The 20,080-nt window shown below is 55.8% G+C and carries 15 protein-coding genes; 9 read left to right on the top strand and 6 right to left on the bottom strand.

The genetic code is table 11. The features are described from left to right. Positions 1-124 precede the first annotated feature (124 nt). The 9 genes from rpoZ (at position 125) to dop (ending at position 12,629) form a co-directional block, all read left to right on the top strand. Entirely contained in the window at positions 125-418 is a 294-nt protein-coding gene (gene rpoZ / locus OZX70_RS05455) for a DNA-directed RNA polymerase subunit omega (RefSeq protein ID WP_277179696.1), read from the top strand. A 183-nt stretch (positions 419-601) separates the two neighbouring features. Further along, the gene (gene metK, locus OZX70_RS05450) at positions 602-1,825 is read left to right on the top strand and encodes a methionine adenosyltransferase (protein WP_277182119.1); all 1,224 of its coding nucleotides are present in this window, start codon (positions 602-604) and stop codon (positions 1,823-1,825) included. Positions 1,826-2,201: 376 nt separating this feature from the next. Then, positions 2,202-3,512: a class I SAM-dependent methyltransferase gene (locus tag OZX70_RS05445; protein ID WP_277179694.1), complete on the top strand. Its 1,311-nt coding sequence runs from the start codon at positions 2,202-2,204 to the stop codon at positions 3,510-3,512. 109 nt (positions 3,513-3,621) lie between these two features. Beyond that, the gene (locus OZX70_RS05440) at positions 3,622-6,111 is read left to right on the top strand and encodes a primosomal protein N' (RefSeq protein WP_277179692.1); all 2,490 of its coding nucleotides are present in this window, start codon (positions 3,622-3,624) and stop codon (positions 6,109-6,111) included. An 86-nt stretch (positions 6,112-6,197) separates the two neighbouring features. Next, positions 6,198-6,905: an HAD family phosphatase gene (locus OZX70_RS05435; RefSeq protein ID WP_277179690.1), complete on the top strand. Its 708-nt coding sequence runs from the start codon at positions 6,198-6,200 to the stop codon at positions 6,903-6,905. Positions 6,906-7,057: 152 nt separating this feature from the next. Beyond that, positions 7,058-8,092: a methionyl-tRNA formyltransferase gene (fmt, locus tag OZX70_RS05430; RefSeq protein WP_277179688.1), complete on the top strand. Its 1,035-nt coding sequence runs from the start codon at positions 7,058-7,060 to the stop codon at positions 8,090-8,092. A 264-nt stretch (positions 8,093-8,356) separates the two neighbouring features. Further along, positions 8,357-9,208: an aldo/keto reductase gene (locus tag OZX70_RS05425; RefSeq protein ID WP_277179686.1), complete on the top strand. Its 852-nt coding sequence runs from the start codon at positions 8,357-8,359 to the stop codon at positions 9,206-9,208. Positions 9,209-9,243: 35 nt separating this feature from the next. Then, positions 9,244-10,908, top strand: a complete 1,665-nt coding sequence (gene arc, locus OZX70_RS05420) for a proteasome ATPase (RefSeq protein ID WP_277182118.1) — start codon at positions 9,244-9,246, stop codon at positions 10,906-10,908. Between the two features lie 29 nt (positions 10,909-10,937). Then, positions 10,938-12,629 carry a depupylase/deamidase Dop gene (gene dop / locus OZX70_RS05415; RefSeq protein ID WP_277179684.1) on the top strand — a complete coding sequence of 564 codons (1,692 nt, stop codon included), beginning with the start codon at positions 10,938-10,940 and terminating at the stop codon, positions 12,627-12,629. On the opposite strand, the gene OZX70_RS05410 is transcribed toward dop, so the two are convergent. The 6 genes from OZX70_RS05410 to purB all read right to left on the bottom strand — a co-directional run bounded on the left by OZX70_RS05410 (position 12,624) and on the right by purB (position 20,044). Further along, positions 12,624-14,147, bottom strand: a complete 1,524-nt coding sequence (locus OZX70_RS05410; protein WP_277179682.1) for a proteasome accessory factor PafA2 family protein — start codon at positions 14,145-14,147, stop codon at positions 12,624-12,626. The genes dop and OZX70_RS05410 overlap by 6 nt on opposite strands. Further along, positions 14,147-14,341, bottom strand: coding sequence for a ubiquitin-like protein Pup (locus OZX70_RS05405; protein WP_277179679.1), 195 nt, complete (start codon positions 14,339-14,341; stop codon positions 14,147-14,149). The genes OZX70_RS05410 and OZX70_RS05405 overlap by 1 nt, the downstream gene beginning before the upstream one ends. A gap of 176 nt (positions 14,342-14,517) precedes the next feature. After that, complete coding sequence (locus OZX70_RS05400; RefSeq protein ID WP_277179677.1) at positions 14,518-15,375, bottom strand: inositol monophosphatase family protein; 858 nt, start codon at positions 15,373-15,375, stop codon at positions 14,518-14,520. A 141-nt stretch (positions 15,376-15,516) separates the two neighbouring features. Beyond that, positions 15,517-15,801 (bottom strand): HU family DNA-binding protein, encoded by a 285-nt coding sequence (locus OZX70_RS05395; RefSeq protein ID WP_033521170.1) that lies wholly within the window; start codon positions 15,799-15,801, stop codon positions 15,517-15,519. 260 nt (positions 15,802-16,061) lie between these two features. Continuing rightward, a complete protein-coding gene (locus OZX70_RS05390) occupies positions 16,062-18,602 on the bottom strand; it encodes a lysylphosphatidylglycerol synthase transmembrane domain-containing protein (RefSeq protein ID WP_277179675.1) in 2,541 nt (846 codons plus the stop codon). After that, positions 18,599-20,044, bottom strand: a complete 1,446-nt coding sequence (gene purB, locus OZX70_RS05385) for an adenylosuccinate lyase (RefSeq protein ID WP_277179672.1) — start codon at positions 20,042-20,044, stop codon at positions 18,599-18,601. Before purB ends, OZX70_RS05390 begins: the two co-directional genes overlap by 4 nt. Positions 20,045-20,080 lie beyond the last annotated feature (36 nt).

The following is a 20,080-nucleotide window of genomic DNA, read 5'->3' as shown; positions in this document are numbered from 1 at the left end:
GACCAAATGATGAACTTGTTTTAATGTTTTTCTTGCCTTGTTGCATAAAACCACAGTGAAATCGTCGTATCAGCGTATACTATATTAGTTGAGTAGCTTTATTCTTCTTTAGGGAGCAAACAATATGGCATTTGGCACCGAGCCTACACCGAGCGGTCTTGCCGACCCGACAATCGACGAGTTGATGGAGCATTCCGATTACAACAAGTATTCGTTGTCGATTTTCGCCGCGAAGCGTGCCCGTCAGATCAATTCTTATTTCACCCAGTTGAACGAAGGCCTTTTGCAGAACGTGGGTCCGCTGGTGGAATACCAGAACAATGAGAAGCCGCTTTCCATCGCCTTCCGCGAAATCAATGAGGGCCTGTTGGAAGAGACCCTCGGCGAGGACGATCTGAGCGAAGGCAGCCTCGACTAGTCCGTTTTCAACCCTTTTAGCCCGATTCCGTTTGCGGAGTCGGGCTTTTGCGTTCTAAGCTCGAGGTGTCAATCGGTGCATTGAAATAGAGACATAAGGGTAAGCTTACTTCCCGTATGTATACACGTCAGCCGCCTCAAACGGCTCTGGCATGGAAGAAAGAAGTTCACTGTGTCTACAGAAGTGACAAAAGAACGTCGCCTGATTTCCGCGGAATCGGTTACCGAAGGGCATCCCGACAAAGTCTGCGATCAGATTTCCGACGCCATCCTCGACGATATGCTTCGTCAGGATCCCCATTCCCATGTGGCCGTGGAAACATCGGCCGCCATCGGACAATTCCTTATTTTTGGCGAGGTGACTAGTTCCGGGTATTCCGACATCCAGCGCATCGTGCGTAATGTCGTCAAGAATATCGGCTACACCTCTTCCGAGGTCGGTCTTGACGCCGATTCGTGCGGCGTGCTGGTCTCGCTGACCGAGCAGAGCGCGGAAATCAACCAAGGTGTCGATCGTCTCAACCCCGAGCAGGAGACCGAAGTCTCGCGCGAGGAACGCTACGAGGCCCAGGGCGCCGGCGACCAGGGCATCATGTTCGGTTACGCCTGCGACGAGACTGACGTGCTGATGCCGTTGCCGATTTATCTTTCGCATCGTTTGGCCTATCGTCTGGCCCAGGTTCGCAAGGAGAGCATCGTCCCGCATCTGCGCCCGGACGGCAAGACCCAGGTCACCATCGAATACGACGATGACGACCGTCCGGTTCGTGTCGACACGGTGCTCATCTCCACGCAGCACGACCCCGACGTCGACCACGATTGGCTACTGCCGCAACTACGCGAGCATGTCATCGAACCGGTACTCGCCGAAGTCTGCGGTGACAAGATTAAGCATGACGATTACCGCATTCTGGTCAATCCGACCGGTTCGTTCATCTTGGGCGGTCCGGCGGCTGACGCAGGGCTGACCGGCCGTAAGATCATCGTTGACACCTACGGCGGAGCGGCCCACCACGGTGGCGGCGCGTTCTCCGGCAAGGACCCGAGCAAGGTCGACCGTTCCGCGGCCTACGCCACGCGCTGGGTGGCCAAGAACATCGTCGCGGCGGGGCTTGCGCACAAGGTCGAGGTGCAGGTGGCCTATGCCATCGGCGTCGCCGATCCGGTGAGCGTCAACGTCAACACCTTCGGCACCGAGATCGGGGGAGTCACCCGTGAGCAGATCCAGGCCGCGGTGCGCAAGGTCTTCGACCTGCGTCCGGCCGCGATCATCGACGAGCTCGATTTGCTTCGCCCGATCTACCTGAAGACCGCGGCATACGGCCACTTCGGCCGCACCGACCCGGACTTCACCTGGGAGGCCACCGACAAGGTAGACGAGCTCAAGGCGGCCATCGCCAAGCTCTGAGCTCCCGGTAGATTCCGAGACTTTAGCTGTGTCACATGGTTCGACATGTGGCACAGCTTTTTGTTTTCTCCCCAAGGATTCAGGTGTTGGGGTTGGTCGGTGACGTTGGCGTCAGAAAAGTGCGTTTTGGCGCTTGTCGCATGCACATTTTAGACACTGGCGTCAGAAATATGCATGATGCCGTTGCTAAAATGCACATTTCTGACGGTGACAGCGAAAAAGTGCATGGATGGGGTTGATCAGGCTGGCGTGCGGCAGTGCGCGCATTGGATTTCACAACCAGCAAAATCGTTACGGTGTCGTAAGTGAGCAATAGGCTGAATATGATTTTGCATGAAGAAAATGCAACGAAATGCACTTATTTTGGAGGTTGCGCATGGCCGCTATGACCGTAGCCGATATGGTCTCAATGTTCCTCAAGGACAATGGGAAAATCAACATCACCGCATTCGACGGTTCATCATTCGGGCCGCAGGACGCACCGCTCCATATTACGGTGAACAATTCGCGCGCTGTGTATTATATGGTCGACCATCCCAACGATCTTGGCCTCGCACGCGCCTACCTTCAGGGCGACATCGCTTCGCCGGAGCTCATTCCTGGCAATCCTTACGAAGTGTTCAAGGAGCTTATGGCTCTGAAGCCGGATATGAAGAAGCCGAATCCTGCCGACTTGGCGCGTATCGTCGCCGCCGTCTATTCACATGGCATCCGTCACCCCGAAGCGCCGTCCATCGAAGGCCCGAGCCGTTGGCGTCGCCGCACCGAAGGCCTGCTGCCGCACTCCAAGGCCGGCGATTCCGCTACGGTGAGCTATCACTATGACCAGTCCAACGAGTTCTACCGTCTCTTCCTCGGTTCCTCGATGACCTACACCTGCGGCGTGTTCACCTCGCCAGAGGATTCGCTCGAGGACGCCGAGTGGCGCAAGCTCGACCTCGTGCTCGACAAGCTCAACCTGAAGCCCGGCGACAGGCTTCTCGACATCGGCTGTGGCTGGGGCTCCATGGAAATCCGTGCCGCACAACGTGGCATCAAGGTTCTGGGCGTCACCCTGGCCGGCGAGCAGGTCAAGTGGGCACAGGAATGGATCAAGCGCGAAGGTCTCGAAGACCTTGCCGAAGTCCGCCAGATGGATTACCGCGATGTGCCGGAAGGCGACTTTGACGGCATCTGCTCGATCGGCATGATGGAGCACGTCGGTTTCAAACACTATCCCTCTTACTTCAAGGAGATCTTCGACAAGCTCAAGCCCAACGGCCGCCTGTTGAACCACCAGATCACTCGCGTCAACTCCATGACGGGCAAGGCCGCCGGCGAGTTCATCGACCGTTACATTTTCCCCGACGGCCAGCTGGCTTCCCCGGGCGAGATCGAGACCGTCATCCAGGACACCGGCTTCGAAGTCGTCAACCAGGAGAATCTGCGTCAACACTATGCGCTCACCCTGCACAATTGGAACAAGAACCTGGTTGCGGGCTGGGATCGCGCCGTCGAGCTGATGGGCGAGCCCAAGGCGCGCCTGTGGGGCCTCTACATGGCCGGCTGCGCCCTGAACTTCGAGCTCAACAATATCCAGATTCACCAGTTCCTCTGCGTGCGTCCGGACGACGAGAAAATGACCGACACCTATCCGCTGCGTCCGTGGTGGGTCGAGGATGCGACCGTCAAGCCGACCGAGATCTGACTCTGATAGGAATAGAAACGCCACGGTTTTCGCCGTGGCGTTTTGTATTTTCATTTGGCTTGCAAATTTTCAAGTGTCGAAAATTTGCAAGCAACGTTATCATTGAACCATGAGTGAACCGCAGGCCGAACAGCCGGCGCTCGCGGGGCTGGCCCCACGCAAGCGCCGCAAAACGGTCACCCATACCCCAGCCAAAGAAAATCCGATAGCGCAGGTGATATTGGATGTGCAAGCCACTCATTTGGGCCAGACATTCGACTATCTCATTGATGAGAAACTTTCTGAGGCTGCGCAGCCTGGCGTCATGGTACGGGTTCGTTTTGGCGGAAGACGTGTCAACGGCATCGTCTGGAATCGTGTCGAGAAAAGCCATACCGCAGCTTCGGCATTACGTTATATTGAACGAGTCATGACCCCTGACGTGCTGGTGTCGGCCTCGATGCGTCGCGATATCACTGCCATTGCTGAAGCGTACGGCGGCACTCCCGCGAATATTCTGCGTCTTGCCGTTCCGCCAAGGGTTGCAAAAGTCGATAAAGAACAACATCTTGCGATGTCAGGAACATGGGCAGGAAGCCGCGGGCGTGTAAAGCTCGATGAAGAAGAATTCGAGCAAAGCTCACAACGCTTGCGGGCAAGCTATGATGAAGCCGTCGCCTTGCACGATGCGTTGAGTGGCGGGGGATTCGCCTCGTTCGTGGTTGATGCCTTGCCTGGAGTGAATCAATGGGCCCAGGATTTGGCTTATATGGCGAGTTTGTCGCTCAAAAACGGGCGGACGGCCGTTCTGGTATTGCCGACCATGCGTGAGGTCAATGACGTTGCAGCTGCGTTGCGTCAATTCGGTCTCAAACCATTCCGGCAAACCAACGCCACCAACGGTGGCTTCGACGGAGATTTCGCACTGTTGGCGGCCGCTATGGCACCCTCCGAACGCTATCGTTCCTATCTTGCGGCCGCAAGCGGGCAAGTGCGTTGTGTCATTGGTACCAGAGCGGCTATGTATGCACCGGTCGAAGGGGCAGGGTTGTTTGCGATCCTCGAGGATTCTGCTTATCAGAACGCCGACGGCATGATGCCGTATGCGGCCGCCCGCGGGGTTTTGCGTTTGCGTGCCAAGCTTCACGGAGGCACGTTCATAGCCATGGCCAACGCCCGCAGCGCAACCAGCGAGTGGGAAGTGAGCGGGAATTTACGCAATGCTGCTGATAGGCACATCAATGCCGTGAATGCGAAGCCTGATGTCGCGGAAAACGAAAATACCGGTGATGATGCTCATCCAATATCTGAAACCGATACAAATCCGCCAGAACCGGTATTGGAAACGGGTGAGACCTATCCGCTTGACGATGCCAACCATTCTCAAGAAAACGTGAACAGCATAGAGTCTCAACAAATACAGACTCAGGCGCAAACTAATGACGCGATATTCTCCACGGAGCCTACCTGTCGCGTACAAGTCTGCGAGACTCCAGTCAGCGGGTTCAGTATGGCAGTGCATCCGTTGCCGGCTGTTCTCGAGGATCTCTCGCCGTGGGTTCGATGGCTCAACCGCGACGAATTGGCACGTCTGGCCGACCCGTCCATCGGCGCTCGTGTGCCGCATACCGCAGTCCGGGTTCTTTCACAAGCCTTGGAAAACGGCCCGATACTCTTTTCCATTCCGCACGACGGTATCGCCGAGGCCCTAAGTTGCGCGCGTTGCCATCGTCAGGCCCGCTGCCCACGTTGCACCGGCCCGTTGCAGCAAGTGCTTGGGGATGCGCCGCGATGCCGCTGGTGCGGGGCTCCGGCCAGCGATTGGACATGTCCTTATTGCCACGGCAAACGGATGAGTGTTGTGCGTGTCGGCGCTGCCGGAACCGCCTCACAACTGCAGCACTTGTTCCGCGATATCCCGATGGTGCTTTCGAGCCCAAGCCAGCGGGGCGGCATCGTCGAATGGGTGCCGGACCGCCCGCTGATCGTCATCGCCACGCCGGAAGCCGAACCGCGCGTACATACAGAAGATGGTGGCATCGGTCATTATCAGGCCGTGGCCATCCTTGACGCCTGGACCAGCCTCTATGCCCCGGGAGTGGATGCGCGAATCGATGCGCTCACCGCGTGGATGCGCGCCGCTGCGATGTGTGCCTGCCGCAAAGAAGGAGGGCAGGTTCTCCTGATTGGCGAAACCGACCCTGCAATCGCAGAATCGCTGAAGCAATGGGATTCGCGTATCCTCGCCGCCAGAGAGCTTGACGAACGTGCCGAAACCGGACTTACTCCCGTTTTCGCCATGGCTTGCGTATGGGGACGCAGGGACGCGGTGATGGAAACGCTGAATAACATAGGAGCGTTGACCGCAGACTTGAGCTCGGTCAGCACCGAGGAAGGAGATCTTCCGGCAGTGCTCGGACCTGTCCCTATCCCGCAGCCCAAAACGGTGGATGCCCGCGAATTGGAGGCGACGCAGGATCGTGTCAAGGCCGTTGTCCGCGTTTCACAGCGTCAGCGTGCGCTATTGGCCAAGCGTCTGCATGCCGAAGCGGCTCGTCATGTTGCTACGCGAACGCCGGGAGAATTGCGATTCCAGCTCGACCCGAAAGATCTTATCTAGCCTGCAGAGATCGTATTTTCGTTTCGTCGTTGTTCCATGAAAGCATGGGAATAGTCACGATATCAAGTGTTTTCCAAGGAGGAACCATGAAAGGCTGGCCGGGCGAACCGGAAATGGATTACAACGTAATCAAGTCGGAGGATGCGGCGAAAGGTGCCGACGGCAAGCCGATTGAAAACGTGATCTTTGATTTTGGCAATGTGCTGGTGAAATGGGACCCGCAGGCGGTCATGTTGCCGCGATATTCGCGGGAGCTGACCGACAGGTTCCTCGACAACAACGTTTCGGGTTTCTACGATGCCAGCGACGCAATGGATGTCGGCGACTCCTCGGCTGAGGCAGTGACTTGGGTTCGCGGGAAGTATGGCGAGCCATGGGCGACAATGATGGATTATTATTACCGCAACTTCGAAGACTCTCTGATTGGCCCTGTCGAAGGCATGCGCGTTTTGGTCAACGATCTAAAGGCCGCAGGTATCGGCGTGTGGGGGTTGTCGAATTGGGCGACCGAACTATTCCCAACGGCTAAGAAAATGTACCCGATTTTAAGCGATCTGGACGATGCCGTGGTCTCTGGCTATGTGAAGCTGCGCAAGCCGCATCGCGACATTTTCGAATACTCGTTGAAACGTTTCGGCATCCCCGCCGATACTGCCCTGTTCGTCGACGACAAGGCGATGAACATCGTTGGTGCCAACTCTGCGGGTGTGCGCGCTGTGAGATTCAATGACTCCTACAAACTGAGGACATTGCTGAGGCAAGAGGGTATCGATATTCCCGGTATCCAGGGCTGAGGCGCGCACGTTTTGGACTGATAGGATACGAGCAGCGCACTGACCTCATTTTGGCGGTTCTACTGGTTTATGGTATCTGATGATGCTTTTCTACCTTATTGGTTTATGCAGAATTTCGATTATCGATTCTCGATTGGAACAAAGGAACATCTATGTTGAAAGTGTTGTTTGCAGGAACTCCGGATGTGGCGGTTCCCGCGTTGCGCCAGTTGGCCGAAGACAAGGAGCATTTCGAGGTCGTCGCCGTGCTGACCAGGCCTGATGCGCCCCAAGGCCGCGGGCGGAAGCTGACGCCGAGCCCAGTCAAAGAGGCTGCCTTGAACCTTGACATTCCGGTTCTGGAATGTGATCCGAAAGAGCCGTCATTTATCAGCGAACTCAAGGCCACCGGTGCCGAGGCTGGGGCGGTGGTCGCCTACGGAAAAATCCTTAAGGAAGACGTGCTGGGTGCGTTGCCGATGGGCTGGTACAATCTGCATTTCTCATTGTTGCCGCAGTGGCGTGGCGCGGCCCCGGTGCAGCGTTCCGTTTGGCGGGGCGACACGATTACTGGCGCCACTGTCTTCAAACTGACCAAAGGGATGGACACCGGCCCGATTCTGGCGCAATCGACCTGTGAAATCGGCGCACACGACACTTCCGGAGACATCCTTTCCAGACTTGCCGAGGATGGTTCCCATCTCTTGGCCTCGGCACTGACAGCGATGGCCGAGGGACGAATCGTGCTTCAGGAGCAACCGCAAGGTGCTTATGAAGTCGCAAAAAAGATTACGCATGACGATGCGCGCATCCGTTTCGATGTGCCGGTTTTTGCCACCGACCGTCAAATACGGGCCTGCACCCCTGAACCGGGTGCATGGTGCATGCTGCATCCACAAGGTGTGGCAGACGCTTCGAATCCGTCTGCACAGCCCGATACAGGCAGGATTTCTTTGAACGCTGAACGTGATATGGGCGACGCCGAACCGTTCCACGTGTTGAAGGCGCGTCCAGCCGATACCGATGACCCGCAGGTTCCCGTCGACCTTGGACCGGGTATGCTGGCAAGTACCAAAAAGCATGTGTGGATAGGAACCGCCACCGCCCCCCTTGAACTTGAAGAAGTCAAGGCTCAGGGCAAGAAAGCCATGCGGGCCGCTGATTGGGCCCGTGGCGCTCGCCTCTCTGCTGATGCCTATGTAGACTAATACAAGGTACCCGAAAGGTATTGAAACATAATCGGGATGGCACTGAAATCGTGTCGGACGATATGAATTCCTTGCGGAAACAGATTGCTGATTTCATTGTATGTCATATTGTTTTCGTTCATCAAGGCTGCATCGTTTTTGCGAACCAAACACACTGGAATGCCTTTCTATGTGCTATCCCTGTTACTGAGTGCCGCTAAACTGGCAAGGCAGAAGCAAAACGGACACCATATTTAAGGTGGATATGCACAAGGGAGGCATGCTATGAGCAAACTGAACATTGCAGGACAAACTGTGCCGGCAGTCGGCATCGGCACGTGGCACATGGGCAATGATGCGGAAAAGCACGATGAAGAGGTCGCGGCGATTCGAACCGGCATCGAAGCCGGAGCGAGGGCTGTCGACACCGCAGAGGTGTACGGCGACGGAAAATCCGAAACACTGGTGGGCGAGGCGCTCAAGCCGTTCAACCGCGATGATATTTTCCTCATTTCAAAAATAAAACCGGACAATGCCTCCAAGACGGCGATGGAACAGCATCTTGATGCCAGCCTGAAACGGCTCCAGACCGACCATCTCGACCTGTATCTTTACCATTGGCGTGGCTCGATCCCCCTTGAAGAAACTGTCGCCGAACTTGACAGACTCCGCGAAACCGGCAAAATTCGTTCTTGGGGCGTTTCGAACTTCGATATTCCGGACATGCAGGAACTGGTGGCCCTTCCCGCCGGTGGCAATGTCGCTGCAAACGAAGACCTGTACAATATTGAGTCGCGCGGCGTGGAATACGATCTGCTGCCGTGGCAGCGAGAGCGCCATATCCCACTGATCGCCTACAGTCCGGTCGGCGGCCTCGCCAACGATTTGAAGACCAGTATGCTGCAGGATGCCACTGTTCGTCAGGTAGCTGAGCGTCACGGCGTTTCCACCTATGAACTCCTGATTGCCTGGGCAGTGCGGGACGGCAATACATTGGCTATTCCGCAGACCTCGAATCCCGAGCATATGCGTGCCAATATCGCTTCGGCCAGTATCGAACTGACCGACGATGACCTGGCGCAGCTTGACAAACGTTATCCGGCACCGACCCACCGCGTGCCGCTTGATGTGGATTGACTCTAAGCGGGATTGATAAGAAAAGTGGATTTGTGATGAGCAATGGCGAGCAGGACGGCAACGTCCAAGTGTCCGGCAAAAACGGAACAGGCAATTCATCCAAGGTCAACAATGCGGAGAATATCGAAAATGCTGCCGTGAAAGGTGGTTCCGATTCGGATACCGCCAATGGCCAGACCCTCGAAGATTTCGTTCGGGAAAACGACAACCTGCGGGCCAAGAACCATGCGCTGGCCGTAGCCCTGACGCGGGCCGGCAAGGAGTTGCAGAAAGCGAAGTCGCAGCTTGGTCTGATGGCCGCACCTCCACTGAACTTTGCGACCATGGTTCGGGTGGATTCTTGCAGCACCGATGAACAGGGTGTGCAGCATGCCTTGGCCGAAGTGCTTTCCGGCAACCGCCGCTTGATCGTGCCTGTGGCCTCCAATGTGCCCGCCTCTCGTCTGGTCGGCGGCAGAACCGTGCTTTTGAACGAGAATATGGTTCTGGTCGAACAACGGGGGCTCGAGATATCCGGACTGGTTCGCTCTGTCAAGCAGGTGTTGGACGATGCGCGGCTGATGGTTGCCGACGAGTCAGGCAATGTTACGTTGATTGAACGGGCGAGTGCGCTCGCGGATGTCACCATCGAGCCGGGCGCGCGGGTACTGGTTGACGGTATGGCACGTCTGGCGCTGGAAGTGCTGCCGGTCGAGAACGCCACCGATCTGGTGCTGGAGCAAACTCCGGATGCGACTTTCGGCGACATCGGCGGATTGGACTCGCAAATCGAACGCATCAAGGACGCCGTCGAGCTGCCGTTCCTGCACCGCAAGCTTTTCGAACGCTATGACCTGCGTCCGCCGAAGGGTGTACTGCTATACGGGCCTCCCGGCAATGGCAAGACGCTTATCGCCAAGGCCGTCGCCAACGCGTTGTCTGGTGGGAATGCCGAAAACGGAGTGTTCCTTTCGGTGAAGGGTCCGGAACTTCTGAATAAGTACGTGGGGGAATCGGAACGTCTCATCCGCCTGATTTTCAAACGGGCGCGTACCCGCGCAGCCGAAGGCAAACCCGTCATCGTTTTCATCGACGAGATGGATTCGTTGCTGCGTACCCGTGGTTCCGGTGTTTCCAGCGACGTGGAGACGACCATTGTCCCGCAGTTCCTTGCCGAACTTGACGGTGTGGAAAGCCTTGACAATGTCATGGTCATCGGTGCTTCGAACCGTGTCGATATGATCGATCCAGCTGTATTGCGTCCCGGTCGCCTTGATGTCAAAATTCGCATCGACCGGCCGGGCAAAGAGGCTGCGGCGCAGATTGTATCGCATTATCTTACGAGCAATCTGCCGTATGAATCAGGCCAAAATGCCGAAACTCTGACCAGAGTTCTGGTCGACAGTGTCTACGCCGATGGTCCCCAGCGTCATATCTGCGATGTGTGTGACGATCAGGGTCGTTGGTCGAGGGTCATCTTGGCCGATGTGATGTGTGGGGCGATGCTCAAGAACATTGTCGACCGTGTCAAGACCCACGCCGTCAAGGACTCGATTACACTCGGCAGTCCGATGAAAATCGGGGCGGATGCGGTGCTTCGTGCCGTTGATGACGAGTTCGAGGAGACCAGTGATTCCGTCATGGATTCTGATCCGGTCCAGTGGTCGAAGATCAACGGTATCGCCGGCGGCCATGCGGTACGTATCCGACCCGCTGAATAATCTATTATTGAAAAGCAGGCAGTGAGACGATGAGTGTACGCAGGATGATGGGAACCGAGACGGAATATGCGGTTTCGGACCTTGAAGCTGACCGTTATAACCCGGTTCAGCTTTCATTCGATGTGGTCAGCGGTGCCGCGAATCCCGAAACGCAGCATATCCGCTGGGATTACCGGCAAGAAGACCCCTTGAACGATGCTCGCGGCACCCGTCTGCCTCGTGCCGCCGCACGGCCTGATATGCTGACCGACGAGCCACAACGGCAGATTGTCAACGTCATTGCCTCCAACGGTGGTCGCATCTACGTCGACCATGCGCATCCCGAGTATTCGGCACCGGAGACGATGGATCCGTTTGAGGCCGTGTGTTACGACCATGCCGGTGACCGAATTATGTTTCAGGCAGCACAAACAGTCAATGAACGTAAAGGGTCCCATATCGTCCTGCACCGCAACAACGTGGATGGGAAAGGCGCGAGCTGGGGAACGCACGAAAACTATATGATGCTGCGAAAGGTTCCGTTCGACCGTGTGGCTGCGTTGATGACTTTGCATTTTATTTCACGTCAGATATACACGGGTTCGGGCCGTGTCGGCATCGGCGAAAAGAGCGAGGAAGCCGGTTACCAGTTGAGCCAGCGCGCTGATTACGTTCATTCCATCGTCGGCTTGCAGACCACCTTTGACCGTCCGATCGTCAATGCCCGCGACGAATCCCACGTCACCGGCGACTATCGCCGACTGCACGTCATCGTCGGCGATGCCAACCGCATGGACGTGCCACAGGTCCTCAAGCTGGGCACGACCAGCATGGTGCTGTGGTTGCTCGAACGCGCCGATACCGATGATTCCGCATGCGACCTTGACGGCTTGCTTGCGGATTTGCATCTGGTCGATCCGGTGGAGGCGATGCACACGGTCTCACATGATTTGACATTGGCCGCTCATTTGCCGATTGAAAAAGGTGGAGGCACGACTGCCTGGCAAATTCAGGTGCGTCTGCTTTCGGCAGTGTCCGCACAAGGTGCGGCGACATACGGAAGCGACAGCAGAGGAGAACCGTTGTGGCCCGATGAGCCGACCAAACGCATCATGGTGATGTGGCAGCAGGCGTTGATGGATGTGGCTGCGGTGCGTCATGCCAACGATGACAAGAGGCTTAGGATGGCCGACGAAGGTTCGCGCCTAGAATGGCTACTCAAATGGCAATTGCTTGAGCGTCTGCGCCGCAAAACCGATACCGCTTGGTCCAACCCTAAGCTGGCCGCACTGGACCTGAGCTGGGCCGCGTTGGACCCCTCACGCTCGGTGTTCTCGCGTCTGCAATCCCAGACCGAGCGTGTGCCGCTAAGCCCGAACGAAGGTCAAGGCCAAGCTGACGTTGAGGTGCAGCGTGCCGTCTCAAAGCCTCCGGAAGACACCCGTGCCTGGCTGCGTGCCGAAATCATCATGCGTTTCCCGAAGGAGGTAGTCGCCGCGTCTTGGTCGCATCTCACCGTATCGCAAAATAAAGGCGACGAGGACAACCAATCCGCCGACTATACGACGGATTCGGAAGGCAACCGAATGGCCCGCTCGTCCGCCCATCTTTTTTCACTCGACATCTCTGATTCCGCCCGGTGGCCCAAAAGAACCTGTGAGCAGTCGCTCGCCTATTCCGAGTCCCACCACGAGTCCGCCGCACAGACTCTACAACGGCTCGCAAAGCAGGCGAACTTATAGATTTGCAATAAGCTGCTGAAAATCCGCATCGGGCATATAGGCGAACGGATCGATGAGTTCGGCTTCGTGACGGGTTGGAGCTGTCGTTTTCAGATGCGTCCAATCACAGCTGAATGTGGCACCTGCGGCCAAAGCCTGATGGACGAAGCCACCGCGCAATGTCGCCCGAGTGTCTTCTGGTGGATTTTCGATGGCATATTCGACAGCGTCATCGTCTACCAACGTTTCCATCAATCCATGACCAACCAACGATGGATAAATGCTTCCGTTGACAATGTCGTGGTAGTTCATATCGATTTGCCGCGCCCGTGCAGACGAAAGTGAAGGGTTGCGTTCTTTCATTTTGTTCAGAAGCTGGTACTTTGCGACCCAATCGACACGATTGGAAAGTGTTGCAAAATCATTGGCGGACAAGGCATCAAGTGCCTGCTTCCATTCACGCAGGATATCGTCACAGTCGGTGTTCGGCAGAGATTGCTCGATTTCATCGTGATGAGATTCAACAAATCGTGAAACAACATAGAGATACAGGTATTGGATTTCCAAAGCGGTGACAAGGTTTGAATGAATTTCGCCACTCGAAACTGAAGGTTTCAGCCCAAGCTTTTGCTGTTTCGACCGGAATGAGTCAGGATCTTCGACTTTCATTACCGGTTTTCCACAGCTCAGGTCGGCACTCATCGCCTTGTTCGAGCCGCTTGGATCGATAAGAGTACAACATTCGAATCCTGAGGCAGTATCATGTTTCGCCGCGTATTCGACGGCACAAAGCACCAGATGAGTGGTGGCCAGTTTCATCTTGGTTGCCCACTGCGAGCGGTTGGAATCGCCGATGATGACGTGAAGTCTGCGAAATTCGTCCGGGTCGGCATGTGGCTCGTCGCGTGTGTTGACCATCGGTCGGAAACGGGTGGTGGAGGAAGATACCCCTTCGTCGAGGAATGCGGCGCGTTGCGTGATTTCGAATCCGGTTTCCGTCACTCTTCCGGCACCAGTGAAGAGCTGGCGGGTTACCAAAAATGGCAGCAACTGTGCCTTGATGATGGGTAGAGAAACATAACGCCGCACCAGATAGTTCTCATGGCAGCCGAATGCATGGCCGGCCGAGTCCACATTGTCTTTGAACAGGTGGATGGCGGCATGTTCGCCATGCGTCTTGCGCAGCCGTTCCTGCGCGCCGATGGCGAGACGTCGCATAATCTGTTCACCGGCCAGATCCTGCGTCAGCGCTGAGTCTGGGTCGCGTGCCTCAGCCGTGGCATACTCGGGGTGGGAGCCAACGTCAAGATACAGCCGTGAGCCATTCTCCAAGTATGTGTTAGTCGACCTCGAACGTGAAAGTATCGGCGCGAACATCATCATCGCAACCTGACCGGGGTCGCAAGGCTGATTCGCCCCGGTCACCGAGACCCCGTATTCGGTTTCAATGCCGAAAATACGGTGGAACGAATCGTATTCGGGGGAGCGCGACGTGCGATTGCCGGGTCCTTGATTGCTGCTGTCACGCAGCTGCGGCATCACTCGCCGCCTTTCTGCACAAAGCTCGAAACGTAGGTTTCCGCATCGGTTTCCAACGTCGAGGAAATATCGTCAAGTACGGCATCCAAGGCGTCTTCCTGCTCTTGGGATTTGTTGGTCTTTTGGGTTTCGTCTTGGGCTTGCGATTGAGGCTCTTCGCTACGATGCTGCTGTTGTGCAAACTGCTGTGCCATGTCTCTCCTTATACCAGACAACAAAAGCACAATCGTGCTGTGAAAGTTGCCTAAAATTGATGGTTCTTTATTCACTTTAGCGCAAGTGTCATCGAGCACCTCGCCTTGTTCATTGACTGATATTCGCCTCTGCACCTATCGATTCAAGGAAGCGGCACTTGATGTTTTTTGCTCGCTTACTGGAGCGGATAGGCGAGGTTGACGAGGTATGGCTTGAGATCATCGGTAATCGGCCCGTTGGTGGCTACGATATCGTTCTCGCTTCGCCAGTGGATAGGTTTGCCGTTCCAACGGCTCACCTTGCCTTGTGCCTGACGCACCACGACGGTACCGGCCGAGACCGCGGGAATGTCCCAACGATGCAGATGGGGCTCGAAATAGGCGTCATAAGTACCGTCTGCCACTTTGCACAGGTCGAGCGAGACGGGGCCGATGCGTTTGACGTCGGCGGGTTTGCCGGCGATTTTGCTTAGGACATTGAATGCCCGTTCGGATTCCGCGGGGACATGGGACATGCCGAAGCTCACGACGGAACCGGTCAGGCTGCTGGTCGTCGAAGGGAGCACCTTTCCACGTTTCTCTCCGATCGGTGTGCGACGGATGCGGATGGCGCCCTGCCCCTCAGCCGCCAGATAGGTGAGTCCGAGTGCCGGAGCATGAACAACGCCCAGAATCGGCTGTGCAGAACCTTCGTCATTGAATTCGAACAGCGAGACGGTGATAGTCCATTCCGACATATTTCGTCGGAAATTGATAGCCCCGTCGATTGGACCAACACACCAGAAACGGTCGCCTGGTTTGGCATGTTCCGGCCTGTCGCGCCACATGCCGTCATATGGTTCAAGATAGTTGAGACGGTTTTCGATGAAAGCGATGAGCTTCTTGTCGATGGTGCTCCCCAGCTGCCTGAAAGTCGACGGAATTTCGAATTCCGCAAAATCCTGGGGATTAATCTGATCGTGAAGTGCGTGTTTGCCGGCATCCTGTGTCACCTGAGCCACTTTGAGCGCCAATGCCCTTGGATTAGTCGTCATATCTACCTGCCTGTTTTCTTTTTTGCCGTCTATATACTATCCCGTAGGCTTTATAACCTTCAACATGTGAAAAACGCATGAAAAAACCTCCGGTTAAATTTCAATCGGAGGTTTGGAAGATCAAATGACCCTATGATTGTCTCACTTGGAGGCAACGGCCTTCTTAAGGAGGCTGCCAGCGGAGATGCGGACACCGTAGGATGCCGGAATCTTGATCGTTTCACCCGTGCGCGGGTTGCGGCCGGTGCGAGCGGCACGACGAACGCGCTCAGCGGAGAAAAGACCGGTCAGCTTCAGGCCTTCGCCGGACTGCATTGCCTCGACGAACACATCCTGGAAGGCGTTGACGGCCGCTTCGGCCTGAGCCTTGGTCAGGTTGGACTTCTGTGCAATCTTCGAAACGAGATCAGACTTGTTGTATGCCATGAAGAATCCTTCTTGATTAGGGGCTTTCTGTTTGCTGAAAGCCACGTTTCAGTAGTTCATTCTAGCTCAAAGTCTCGCCAAATACCGCGGATTACGGTAGTTTTTTCGTCGATTTGTAAAGATTTGGGGTCTTGCAGAGGTCATTTTTAGTGTATTTCGATGAAAAATCATCCGAATGCACTTCAGGCTGTGATTTTCGGCTCTGCTGCACGTCTCTGTTGACATTTCCAAAATGATGAAAAATCTCCATCTCACAGCGTTCAAAGCAGGTTGCGGTGGTCAAGTCGTTTCATCGCCAGGGCTCCGATGGGGATGCGTAGCCAGTAGAAGCCGACACGATAGAGCAAAGTGGCGCTCAATGCAACTGCCGGCGGCACACCTACGGATGTGAACGCAAAAGTCAATGCCGCTTCCACCGCTCCCAATCCGCCGGGGGTGGGCATCGCGCTGCCGAGCGTATTGGCCAAAAGGAAGACGAAGATGGTCTCCAATGGATTAAACGATGTGCCGAATGCCATCAGCGCTGCCCAGAAACCAAGACCCGTGGCGATATTCAAAATCAGTGCTCCGAAAATACCGATGGCCAGTTTTTGTGGCTGCGTAAGGACCTCAACCAATTGGTGGGCATAGGAACGGAGGATAGGCAGATATTTGTCGACAATCATGCGCCGAATTGGTGTAATAGCCATACACAGGCACAACAAGAGCACTATGGCACCAATGACCACCACTAGTGTGTTGGTCGGCACCATGCCAGAAAGCATGTTTCGTCCGGTAAACAAACCCATGATCAGGAGCAGGACGATTGTGGTCAAACCCTGCACCACCCAAGTCACGGACATGATGGCGGTGGCCGCGGTGTTCTTGTAACCGTTCTTGCGCAGGAACTGAAGGTTGACGAACGCGGGGCCTACACCGGCAGGCATAGAAACCGCAGTGAAACCGGATGCGGCCTGCGAACAGAACAGGTCGAAGGGGTGCCGTTTCCCACTGTCCATGAACGAACCGAGAGTGATTGACGAGCCCACCCATGCAAGCATCGAGAGTAGGAGACAGACCAGTGCCCAAGCGAGATTGGCATGTCGGACCGCATTGATGACCTCGTTGGGCCTCAACTGGGTGAATATAACCGCGACAGCGATGATGAGCAACGTGATGGAGACGAACGATTTGACGTTGAAACGTGCCAGCGTCACCGGTTCGGCGGCTTCGACCTCATCGTGAGGATCGAGCGCATTCACCCCATTGCGCACTTCGCCAAGCAGCTGTTTGGTCCAACTGGGGAGGTTTTTGGTGGCCGAGGGAATGGCGACTTTCTGGATGAAAGGTGCCAGAGAGATCAAAGTCTGTCGATCCCATACCTTCAACGCTGCTTCGATGGCCAGTTGAGGATTGCTCAGCGTGGCGAGCAACACCAGGAGCTGAACCTTGTCCATGGCCAGATTGGTGCTTCCGCTGGCGTAGTCGCCGTTCTGCCATCCTACGATGACGTGCTCGCCATGGATCTCGGCCAGCGTATCAGGTGTAATACGTCGGTGGGTGTAGCCTCTCCTGTTCGCCTTGGCGAGGTAACCCATATAATCGACCATTTCGTTTTCGGTGAGGCTGTCGAGCTCGATTGGGCTTGGGGTATCGTCGACATCCAACACGAGCAGTGAGGATTCTTCACTGTCCATCACCCCGTAGGGAGTAGGTGTCGTTAGACCACATGATTTGAGCCCGAGCAGCATCGAGAAATGGTGATGGATGGCATCGCTTGCGGAACGGTCGCGACGTGTGGCGACGCCGGTGAACCGCAGGCCCTGCCATAGTTGGTTCAGATATCCGGCGGCGTGTGGCAGGGAATCCAGTACGGAGATGATATAGTGCTTGCCCTGTTCGTCTTTTGCGTCATAAATACGTGAGTTTTCGATAAGATCGTCATCAAGCCGAGTTCTGAGGGCTCCGGTTTCGTTGTCGTCTTCACGTCGGTGCAGCTCGATAAGGCGCAGGCCGATGTTGCCCACTGCCTGAACGATTCCCGATCCCCAGAGTCCTTGTGTTCTGGTCCCCATCGCAAAGCGCAATATCAGCCCGATAATGCGTCCCACGGCGAAAGAGACAATAGTGCCGGCGACCGAATGCCACGAGACGATAATGAACACGGTTGCAGTGATAAAGAGCGTATTCCAGCTCCATTTGACCGAAGAGCGGGAACGTTTCGGCCCGGCCACGGTCAGAAACGCGCCGATGCCGGCATAGAAGTCTGGCAGCATCGCCGGCCCTGCGCCCTCACTGGATTGCAGAGCATCTATCAACGCTGGTACTCCCAGATGAGCCAGCACAAAGGAGAGGCCGAGAATGAAGGCGTATCCACAAAACAGCGCCACGACCGAGACTGCGGACTGGAACCATTCCCTGTTGATGAGCAGGTGAATCAGCACACTGATAATGATGGCGAAGCTCAGGAATTGTTGAAGAATGGAAAATGGTAGGTCCATCAACCAAGTGAAGGCCTGTCCGGCGGTTTTGGCGTCGTGTTCGACACCGGCTGTGATGCCGTGCAGATAAGTGGCGAACACGATGACAACGACCGCGAGTATCAGCGCTCCGACAGCATGGAGCAGATCGTTGGCATTGTGTGCTCGCTGGGGAGCGACGTCATCGATGTCAATCCCAGGATGGTGGCTTGGCATCTCTGACGTAGGTGAATCAACAGGTTTGACGGAATCCGGCGTCAGTCCTGAAAAATCTGATGCCGGATCGGTTGCTAATGAAGAAGATCCCTCCGGGACTGATGAAGAGGGCGTTTTGTCACTCATTGCCTGTCAAAACCTACGAGTCGTGCGGCTAGACCTGTGTACGTCTGCGGGGTGAGCTCTTTCAAGCGGGCGGCTGTTGCCTCGTCGAAGTCCAAAGAATCGATGAACGTCTCGATATCGGCTTTGGATATGCTTTTGCCGCGCATCAGTTCCTTGACTTTCTCGTACGGACGTTCCATGCCCTTGCGTCCTGCGAATTCCTGAGCTCGCATGGCAGTCTGTATGGGTTCGCCGAGCACTTCCCAGTTTTCGTCAAGCTCGCGTGCGATGACATCAAAATTGGGATGGATGGACTTGAGCCCGCCGAGCAGATTGTCAAGCGCGAGAAGCGAATAACCGAGTGCTGCGCCGATATTGCGCTGCGTGGTGGAATCCGTGAGGTCGCGTTGCCAGCGGCTTTCGACCAAAGTGCTGGCAAGCGTGTCGAGGAATGAGCAGGAAAGCTCGAGATTCGCCTCGGCGTTCTCGAAACGGATTGGGTTGACCTTGTGCGGCATGGTCGACGATCCGGTCGCGCCTTTTACCGGAACCTGGGCGAAGACACCGCGGGAGATATACATCCAGATGTCCACAGCGAGGTTGTGCAGGATGCGATTGGTGTGGCTGATGGTGCCGTAGAGTTCGGCCTGCCAATCGTGGCTTTCGATCTGGGTGGTCAGTGGGTTCCATGTCAGCCCCATGCGGTTGGTCACGAATTCACGCGAGATGGCGAGCCAGTCGGCATTGGGGCAAGCCACGGTATGAGCGCCGAATGTGCCGGTGGCGCCATTGATCTTGCCCAGGTATTCTTGATTTCCGATATGCTTCAACTGACGATTAAGCCTGTGGACGAAAACCGCCAGTTCCTTGCCCAGCGTCGTAGGTGTGGCTGGCTGGCCGTGGGTCAATGCGAGCATTGGCAGGTCTTTGAACTCTTCGGCCTTGGATGCCAGGAAATCTGTGAGCTCTCGGGCTTTGGGAAGCCAGACTAGGGTTATGGCCTTCTTGACACAACGGGCATTGGCCAGGTTGTTGATGTCTTCTGAGGTGCAGGCGAAATGTACCAAGGTCTTGAGGTTCGGTAGTTGCGTATTGGCCACGAGAACGCTTGATGCACGGTCCAGCTCGTCGTCGATGTAATATTCGACGGCCTTGACGTCATGATGCGTCTTCGCCTCGTAAGCTGCGTGCCGGGCGATGCCTTCTGCCCCGAAAACTTCAGGAATGGAACGCAGATATCTGATTTCAGCGTCCGTAAGCGGTTTAATGCCCTCGAGAACCGGCCTGTTGCCGTTGCCATCGAAGCCATTGGCCAGGAGAATCATCCATTCGATCTCGACGGTGATGCGTTCGCGGTTCAATGCCGGTTCGCTCAGGTATTCGACAAGTGGGACGGTCTGCTTATGATAACGTCCGTCCAGTGAAGTCAACGCGATTGCCGGTAAAATTTGGGTCAGCTGCATAAGCCCTTACCTTAGCGCAACCCGTTGTCTGCAACG

Origin of the sequence: Bifidobacterium sp. ESL0732 (genome assembly GCF_029395535.1) — a bacterium.
Lineage (GTDB): Bacteria > Actinomycetota > Actinomycetes > Actinomycetales > Bifidobacteriaceae > Bifidobacterium.
This window is presented reverse-complemented; position numbering and strand designations above follow the sequence as displayed.